Genomic DNA, 6,480 nt, shown 5'->3' with positions numbered 1-6,480 from the left:
CAGTCGTTCCCGCATGGCCTCGTGGATGGCCGGCAGTATCGAAATCATCATCTGTGCACGCCTCCTGGCATGGTTCGCTTCGTTTCCGCAAGCAATATGTACAGACAAACCAATAATATATCACGGATACCGTCGGGCAACAAATTCGCTCCTCGCCGGCCAACGGGAGGCACCGCGGCGCTGTCCCGCCAGACGCCGGCGCATGTACTTTCGGGTTTTTGTATCTTGCCCCGATTTGTGCTACACTATCATGTCTGAAACTTTCAGCGAGGGGAACGTATGCGGCGGATCACAGCGCTGGCGTTGGTGATGCTGATGGCGGTGATCGTGCTGGCCGGTTTCCTGGGAAGCGCCCATGCCGCGCCCCCCTATCAGGGGCTGGCGGTCATCACCTCGCCCCAAAGCCTGACCACGGTGCGCGGCGCAGTGGTCATCGAGGGCAGTGCCTCCCATCCCGACTTCTGGAAGTACGAGGTGCATTATGCGCCCGAGCCTAACCCCACCAACTGGGTGCTTATCGGGAGCGTGCACGAGACGCCGGTGGTCAACGGCCGGCTGGAGGTCTGGGACACCACGCAAGTGCCCGACGGTACCTACAGCTTGCGCCTGCGGGTGGCGCGGCGCGACGGCAACTACGACGAATACTACGTGCGGCAGTTGACCGTCGCCAACACGCGGCCGACCGAGACGCCGACGCCGGCGGAGACGCCCACCCCTACTATCACGCCGACGCCGATCCCGCCGACCCCGACCGTGGTGATCGAACAGCCGAAGCGCATCACGCCGCCGGCCAGCCCCAGCCCGGGCGCGACGGCCGCCGCATCGCAGGCCACGCCGACGCCGGCGGCGACGGCGACCTTCAACCCCGGGAAGCTCTGGGATTCCTTCTGCCTGGGCGCCAGAATCGCCCTCGCCGCGTTCGTCGTCCTAGGCGGGCTGGCGCTGGTGCGCTACATCCTGCGCGCCCTGGTGCGCGCCGCGACCCGCGGCCCGCGCCGCCGGCCCCGAGATGAGCGGGACGCATGATGCGCGCCGGCCTGCCGCAACCAGCATACAACACCGCCATGGGGCTAGTCGACGCGATTAGCCCCATGACGTTCGTAAGGTGAATTGCGGATGCCTGTCGAGTGGAAGATTATCGTGGGTTTGGGCAACCCGGGGGCGCGCTACGCGCGCAACCGGCATAATGTCGGTTTCCAATGCGTGGATGCCCTGGCCGGCGCGCACGGCCTGTCGTTTTCGATGGAGCCGCGCCTGCACGCCCAGATCGCCCAGGGCACCATCGCCGGCGTGCCGGCCCTGCTCGTCAAGCCCATGACCTACATGAACCTGAGTGGGAAGGCGGTGCAGGCGGTTCTGCATTATTACCGGCGCACGCCGGCGGACCTCCTGGTGGTGTACGACGACCTGGACCTGCCGTTGGGAAGGGTGCGTATGCGGCCGGCCGGCGGGAGCGGCGGCCATAAGGGCATGCAGTCCATCATTCAGGCTCTGGGTACGGAGGAGTTCGCCCGACTGCGCATCGGCATCGGCCGGCCGAGCGCCGGCGATCCCGCCGATTACGTCCTGCAGGATTTCACGACGGACGAGGCGATCGAGATTGCCCGGGCCATTGATCGGGCCCTGGAGGCCATCCAGCTCTGGTTACAGGGCGACCTGGATGCGGCCATGAATCACGTTAATCGCCCCGTGGAGGGTCAGCGGATAGAGAAAAGTTGAAGCTCAGCGGGTTACTGGAACTTCTGCGCGAGCGGCCGGCCTACCAGGCCCTGCTCGACGCCTTACAATCGGATATCCCGGGCTGGCGCGGACGGACGCGTCCCCTGCAGATTCTCAAGAGCGCTCGTCCGTACCTGGTTGCCGCCCTGGCACAGCATCTGCGGCGTCCCATCCTGGTGGTGACGGGCCGGCCCCAACGCGCCGTGCAGTTGCATATCCATCTGCGGCAGTGGCTGCCGGCCTCCGAGGTGCATCTCTTCAGCGCCGCCGACCCCCTGCCGTATGAGAAGGTTCCCTGGGGCGGAGAGACCATCTTCCAGCGCCTGAGCGCCCTCTCTGCCCTGGCGCCTTATTTTGCCAGCACGCCGGCCCAGGCCGGCGGTGAGGAACCTCCCATCGTCGTCACCTCGGCGCGCGCCCTGCTCAGCCTGACCATCCCCCGCCGCGAGTTCATCCTGGGCCTGCGCGTCCTGCGGCAGGGCCAGCAGGTCAACCTGGTCAAACTGCTGGAGAGCCTGGTCTCCATGGGCTATCAGCCGGCGCAGTTGGTGGAGGAGCCGGGCACTTTCAGCCGGCGCGGCGGTATCATTGACTTCTTCCCGCCCACCGAGCGGTGGCCGGTGCGCATGGAGCTGTTCGGCGACGAGATCGATTCCCTGCGTCAGTTCGACCCATCCACCCAGCGCTCCATGCAGTCCATTCCCGCGGTGACGCTGGTGCCGGCCAATGAGGCCCTGCCCAAATTCGGGCCGCAGGCCGCCGAACGGCTGGAACACCTCGCGCTGGAAACCTGCCAGGCGGTAGCCGCTGTGGACTTCCGCCGCGATATCGAGCGGCTGGCCGCCGGCGAGACCTTTAAGGGCATCGAATTTTATCTGCCCTACCTGTACTCCCAACCGGGGCGTCTGCTGGATTATCTGCCGGACGCCGGCCTGCTCATCGTCGAGGATATGGCCGAGCTGGACGAGGCCGCCCGGGAATTCATGAAGCAGGCCGAGGACAACCGCCAGACCGTTCAGCGCACCGGCGACCTGCCGCCCGACTTCGCCGCCACCCATTGGGATTGGGAGCAGGAGAAGGAACGCGTCGCGGCCCGGGCAGACCTGGACCTGGGCTACGGCCTGGAGGCAGAGGAGGAATCCCTGCCCCCGCTGGCCGAGCTGTTCGCGCCGGCGCCCCACTACGGCGGCCGGCTCAAGCAGATCGTGAGCGAGAGCGATGAGATGGCGCGCGCCGGCGAGCGCGTGGTCATCGTCAGCCGGCAGGCGCGCCGGCTGGCGGAGCTGTTCCTGGAGGCCGGCCGGCCCATCGCTGAGGTGGAGGAAATTACCCAGCCCCCCACCCCCGGTACCATCACCCTCCTGCGCGGGGTGCTGTCCGAGGGGTGGATGCTGGACCATGTCTGGCCGGCGGAATCGGACGCGCCCGCCGGCCCAGCCACGGTACTGCTGACCGATACCGAGCTGTTCGGCTGGTCCAAGCCGGAGAGCCGCCAGCGCCGGCGCGCCCGCGGCCTCTCCCCGGAAGCCTTCTTCTCCGACGTCTCCCCGGGCGACTATGTGGTGCACGTGGAGCACGGCATCGGCATTTACCGCGGCCTGGTGCGGATGACGGTGGACGGCATCGAGCGGGAATACCTGCAGGTGGATTATGCCGCCGGCGACCGCCTCTTTGTGCCTGTGCATCAGGCCGACCGCCTGGCGCGCTACGTCGGCCCGGGCGAGGGCGCTCCACCGCTCAGCCGGCTGGGCACCGGCGAATGGGAACAGACCAAAGCCCGTGCCCAGAAAGCAGTGCGGGACCTGGCGCGCGAACTGCTGGAGCTGTACGCCGCGCGCGCCACTGCCCAGGGACATGCCTTCCAGCCGGATACCCCCTGGCAGGCGGAGATGGAAGAGGCTTTCCCTTATACCGAGACGCCGGACCAGTTGATGGCCGTTGAGGAAGTGAAGGCTGACATGGAACGGCCCCTGCCCATGGACCGCCTCATCTGCGGCGATGTGGGCTACGGCAAGACCGAGGTCGCCCTGCGCTCCGCCTTCAAGGCGGTGATGGACGGCAAGCAGGTGGCGGTGCTGGTGCCGACCACCGTGTTGGCCCAACAGCATTACAAGCGCTTTCAGGAGCGGCTGGCGGCCTTCCCGGTCATTGTCGAGATGCTGTCGCGCTTTCGGTCCAGGCAGGAGCAGGAGCGCATCCTGCAGGAGCTGGCCGCCGGCAAAATCGACATCATCATCGGCACTCACCGCCTGCTCCAAAAAGATGTGAGATTCAAAGACCTGGGCCTGGTCATCATTGACGAGGAACAGCGCTTCGGCGTGGCCCATAAGGAGCGCCTCAAACAACTGCGCAAGGAAGTGGATGTGCTGACGCTCACTGCTACGCCCATCCCGCGCACCCTGCACATGTCGCTGGTCGGCCTGCGCGATATGAGCACCATTGACACGCCGCCCGAGGACCGTCTGCCCATCAAGACGATCCTGGCCCCGTACGACGATAACCTGGTGCGGCAGGCCATCCTGCGGGAGCTGGAGCGGGGCGGCCAGGTGTACTTCGTGCACAACCGCGTGCAGGGCATCGAGATCATCGCCCGCAAGCTCCAGAAGCTGGTGCCGGAGGCCACCTTCGCCATCGCCCATGGGCAGATGCCGGAGAAAGAGCTGGCCCAGGTGATGTGGGATTTTGCCAACGGGGAATATGATGTGCTGGTGTGCACCACCATCATCGAGAGCGGCATTGATATCCCCAACGTGAACACCATCATCATCAACCGGGCGGACACCTTCGGCCTGGCCCAGTTGTATCAACTGCGCGGGCGCGTGGGGCGCGGCGCCGTGCGCGCCTATGCCTACCTGCTGTACGACAAGCATCATCCGCTCAGCCCGGTGGCGCGCCGCCGGCTGGAAGCCATCGCCGAGGCGACCGAGCTGGGCGCCGGCTTTCGCATCGCCCTGGAGGACCTGGAGATTCGCGGCGCCGGCGAGATACTGGGCGCCCGCCAGCACGGCCACATCGCCGCCATCGGCCTGGACATGTATTCCCGGCTCCTCTCGCAGGCCATTCAGGAACTGCGTGAGGGCGGCGCCCCGGATGAGGAGGAGCCAAAGAAGAAGCCGGGCGCCGGCTGGCGCCGACCCCAGCTTCCCAAGACCATCGGTGCCGATCAACCGCTGGTGTTAATCGATCTGCCGCTGGTGGCATATATTCCAGAGAGTTATATCCCCGAGGAGCCCCTGCGCCTGCAGATGTACCGCCGGCTGGCGGAGCTGAGCACCCATGCGGAGATTGATGAACTGGCCGCGGAACTGCGGGACCGCTTCGGCCCTTTGCCGGTGGAGGTGGAAAACCTCTTCTTCCAGCTCCATGTGCGAGCCGATGCCCTGCAGTTAGGCATCGAGGCTATCGTTCGCGAGAACAACAGCCTGGTGATCCGCTGTATCGGCCTGGAGCTGATCGACCGGGATGCGCTCCAGCAGAAGTTGGGCAGTGCCGTCAAGGTGGCACGCCGGCATATCGCCATTCCACTGGACGAACAGGGCATCTGGCGCGAGGTGCTGACCAAGGTGCTGAGCGAACTGGCGGTGGCCGCCTGAGGAGCGGATGTCAGAGGTCGCGGCGCTGAAAGAGCCGCACGGCGGCGGCCAGGATGACCAGGACATACAGCAGGGTATAGACCACCATGGCAGAGCTGGGCGCGCTGCCGGCGCCAAAGGGGGACATGCCGAACTCCCGCAGGAAAGCCGGCTGCATGAGATAGGCGGCGCGCTTCCACATCGCCTCCGCCGGCATCAGCAGGCTGACGACGATGCCCACCCGCACCGCTGAGGTATTCTGGAATGTGGCGCCGAACTCCTCCATCCAGCCGGCGGCGAAGGCGAGGCCGTAGAGCATCAGCACCACCACGCCGTTCGCCAGCGCCGCCAGGTAGGTGCTCCCCAGCAGGGACAGGGTCATCACCACCGTGCCGCATAAGATCATCAGCGCCGTCCCCTGCACGATGTTGGGCGGGATGTGCCGGGCGATGAGCCAGGTGATGAGCGTCAGGCCGGCGCAGAGGAAGATAATGAAAAGGCTCAGCATCGCCAGCAGGCCCAGCCATTTCCCCACCACAATCTCCCACCGGCGCAAGGGTTTGGTTGCGATGGTGTGAATGGTGCCGGAGGCTATCTCGCCGGAGAGAGTGTCCACGGAGATGATGACGGCCAGCATGACGCCCAGGAAGTTCACGGCATAGAGACCCATCAGCGCGAAGCCGTTGGCCGCGCTGATGACCTGGGTGGCGAGTGCGCCGGCGTAGCGTGACACGTCCTGATACATATAACGATAGCCCAGGGCGAACACTCCCAGGAACAGCAGGCCCAGCAGTGCCCCGATCCACACCAGCCGGCGCTGACGCGCCTCGTGAAAGGTCATCTCTGCAATCAGCCAGACTTTCATTGCGCGCCTTCCACAATCTGGACGAAGAGGTCTTCCAGCGGCCGGCGGCACGGCGTGAGGGCATACAGCCGCACGCCGTTCTCCACCAGCCAGGCGGCGATAGCCGGCAGTGCTTCCTCCTCCGCCGTCTCCAGGAGCACCTGCTCGCCCCCTTCCTGCCGCACGACGCGCCCCCAGCGCGCCAGGCCGGCGATCAGCTCCGGTGTCAATGCCCGAGCGCGTATCTCCACCTGCAGGGTCCCGCCGGCCAGTTCCTCCAACGTACCGACGCGTACCAGCTCCCCCTGGCGGATAATGCCCACGCGGTCACAGACCGCCTCCACC

5 protein-coding genes are annotated in these 6,480 nt (G+C 66.1%); 3 read left to right on the top strand and 2 right to left on the bottom strand.

The features are described from left to right. Positions 1-279 precede the first annotated feature (279 nt). The 3 genes from H5T60_10350 to mfd all read left to right on the top strand — a co-directional run bounded on the left by H5T60_10350 (position 280) and on the right by mfd (position 5,312). The gene (locus H5T60_10350) at positions 280-1,026 is read left to right on the top strand and encodes a hypothetical protein (protein ID MBC7242831.1); all 747 of its coding nucleotides are present in this window, start codon (positions 280-282) and stop codon (positions 1,024-1,026) included. A 90-nt stretch (positions 1,027-1,116) separates the two neighbouring features. Further along, the gene (locus tag H5T60_10345) at positions 1,117-1,719 is read left to right on the top strand and encodes an aminoacyl-tRNA hydrolase (GenBank protein MBC7242830.1); all 603 of its coding nucleotides are present in this window, start codon (positions 1,117-1,119) and stop codon (positions 1,717-1,719) included. Continuing rightward, a complete protein-coding gene (gene mfd / locus H5T60_10340) occupies positions 1,716-5,312 on the top strand; it encodes a transcription-repair coupling factor (protein ID MBC7242829.1) in 3,597 nt (1,198 codons plus the stop codon). The genes H5T60_10345 and mfd overlap by 4 nt, the downstream gene beginning before the upstream one ends. Positions 5,313-5,322: 10 nt before the next feature. On the opposite strand, the gene H5T60_10335 is transcribed toward mfd, so the two are convergent. Further along, a complete protein-coding gene (locus tag H5T60_10335) occupies positions 5,323-6,156 on the bottom strand; it encodes an ABC transporter permease (protein MBC7242828.1) in 834 nt (277 codons plus the stop codon). Beyond that, positions 6,153-6,480 (bottom strand): ABC transporter ATP-binding protein (locus H5T60_10330; protein ID MBC7242827.1); only part of this gene is annotated, 328 nt, incomplete at its 5' end. The genes H5T60_10330 and H5T60_10335, both read right to left, overlap by 4 nt.

This window comes from Anaerolineae bacterium (assembly GCA_014360855.1).
Taxonomy (GTDB): domain Bacteria; phylum Chloroflexota; class Anaerolineae; order JACIWP01; family JACIWP01; genus JACIWP01.
The sequence above is the reverse complement of the archived record's forward strand: the minus strand, read 5'-3'. Positions and strand labels throughout refer to the sequence as shown.

Bases quoted from the DNA above. Each gene is read 5' to 3' on its own strand.
- H5T60_10335 (MBC7242828.1), bottom strand. From the start codon at position 6,156: ATGAAAGTCTGGCTGATTGCAGAGATGACCTTTCACGAGGCGCGTCAG.
- H5T60_10345 (MBC7242830.1), top strand. From the start codon at position 1,117: ATGCCTGTCGAGTGGAAGATTATCGTGGGTTTGGGCAACCCGGGGGCG.
- H5T60_10350 (MBC7242831.1), top strand. From the start codon at position 280: ATGCGGCGGATCACAGCGCTGGCGTTGGTGATGCTGATGGCGGTGATC.